1 protein-coding gene is annotated in these 2,298 nt (G+C 74.8%); it reads left to right on the top strand.

What is annotated here, in order from left to right; translation table 11 throughout:
- On the top strand, positions 1 to 2,298 hold a 2,298-nt coding region (locus IH54_RS0138470; RefSeq protein WP_031526176.1), incomplete at both ends, for a polyketide synthase dehydratase domain-containing protein.

Raw genomic sequence — 2,298 nt, 5'->3', positions numbered from 1 at the left:
AACTGGACACCCTGGTACCCAACCACCACCACACCCACCACCACACCCACCATCGACCTCCCCACCTACCCCTTCCAACGACAGCCCTACTGGCTCACCGCACGCCCCGGGAGCGCGGGAGTCCCCGGCAGCGGCACGGCGATCGACCACCCGGTGCTCTCCTCCGTCGCCCCGCTCGCGGACGGCGGTGCGGTGCTCAGCGGGCGCGTCCCGACCGCGGGGCAGGGCGGGTGGCTCAGCGAGCACGTCATCGCGGGCACGGTCCTGCTGCCGGGCACCGCCCTGCTCGAACTCGCCTTCCAGGCCGCCGAGCACACCGGGAGCACGCGGATCGAGGAACTCCTCCTGGAGCAGCCGCTCCTGCTGCACGAGTCCGCGCCGCTGGACGTGCAGGTCGTCGTGGGCGCTCCCGGCGACGACGGCGCCCGCAGCGTGCACATCTACACCCGCCCGGCGTCCGGCCAGGCCCCGGAGTGGGTACGGCACGCCACCGCCACCCTCACCGCGGCGTTCACCGACGAGCCCGCGCCCGACACCACCGCCTGGCCGCCCCCCGGAGCCCAGCCCGTCGACCTCACCGGCTTCTACGACCGCGCCACCGCCGACGGATACGACTACGGCCCCACCTTCCAGGGCCTGCAAGCCCTCTGGCACCACGGCGACGACCTCCTCGCCGACATCACCCTCCCCACACAAGCCACAGACGCACACACCGTCCACCCCGCGCTCCTCGACGCCGCCCTCCACCCCCTCATCGCCGTCACGGACACCGCCCAGGAGGGCGTGTGGCTGCCGTTCTCCTGGAACGGGGTCACCCTGCACGCGACGGGCGCCACGCAGGCGCGTGTCCGTATCAGCCGGCAGGGCGGCGGCGGGCGCGGCGTCACCCTGACCGACGGCGCGGGGCGGCCGATCCTCACCGCCGAGGCCGTCACCACCCGCCCGGCCCGCCTCAGCGCGCCCCGGCAGGCCGTACCCGACGGCCTGTTCGCGCTCCGGTGGACGCCTGCCGCGCCGCTCGCCGACCGGCCGGCGGACGCCGACCTCTCCGTCGTCTACGCGGCGGCGACGCGGGGGGACGACGAACTGGCCTCCGTACAGAGCGTGTTGACGCTGCTCCAGGAGTGGCTGGCAGAGCCGCGGCCGGAGGAGGAGCGGCTGGTGGTGCTGACGCGCGGCGCGGCGGCCGTGGACGAGGAGTCGGCGGCGGACCCGGTTGCCGCGGCTGTCGCCGGTCTCGTGCGCAGCGCCCAGTCGGAGCACCCGGGCCGCTTCGTCCTGCTCGACCTGGACGCCGGCACGGAGCTGCCGGCAGACCCCGGGGCGGACCCGCTGATCGCCGAGGCGGTGCGCCGCGCGGTCGAACTCGACGAACCGCAGCTTGCGTTGCGCGGCGGGCGGATCCTCGCCCCCCGGCTGGTGCGTGCCCCCGCGTCGGCGTCGCCGGTGCCGCTGCTCGGCCGGGAGGCCTGGCGGCTGGACGCCGCGGGCACGGGCGGCACGGCGACGCTCGACGGTGTCGCCCCGGTGCCCTTCCCGGAGGCGGAGCAGCCGCTCGCACCCGGGCGGGTGCGGATCGCCGTACGGGCCGCGGGCGTCAACTTCCGTGACGTGCTGATCAGTCTGGGGATGGTGCCGGACCAGACCCGGATCGGCGGCGAGGGCGCGGGCGTCGTCCTGGAAGTGGCCCCCGACGTGACGTCGGTGGTGCCGGGAGAGCGCGTCCTCATCCACGCCGCCACCGGCGGCGTCGGCACCGCCGCCGTACAGATCGCCCAGCACATCGGCGCCGAGGTCTACGCAACGGCAAGTCCCGCCAAGCACACGGTCCTTGAGGCCATGGGCATCGACGAGGCCCACCGCGCGTCCTCCCGCGACCTGGACTTCGAGGACGCCTTCCGGGAGGCCGCCGGGAGCATGGACGTCGTCCTCAACAGCCTCGCGGACGCGTACATCGACGCCTCGCTCCGGCTGCTCGGGCAGGGCGGGCGCTTCCTGGAGATGGGCAAGACCGACATCCGCGACCCCGAGCAGGTGGCGAAGGACTTCGGAGCGGTGGACTACCGGGTGTACGACCTGGTCTCGGACGCCGGTCCGGAGCGGGTGGCGCGGATGCTCGGCACGCTGGTCGAGCTGTTCGAGCGCGGGGCGCTGGTGCTCCCGCCCGTGCAGACCTGGCCGCTGGCCCAGGTGCGGCAGGCGCTGCGCCACATGAGCCAGGCCAAGCACACCGGCAAGCTCGTCCTCACCGTCCCCCCGGCACTGGACCGCAACGGCACCGTCCTGATCACCGGCGGC

Source organism: Streptomyces sp. NRRL F-5123 (assembly GCF_000721495.1).
GTDB lineage: Bacteria > Actinomycetota > Actinomycetes > Streptomycetales > Streptomycetaceae > Actinacidiphila.
Note: the sequence above shows the minus strand (reverse complement) of the source record. Positions and strands in the feature narration are given on the sequence as shown.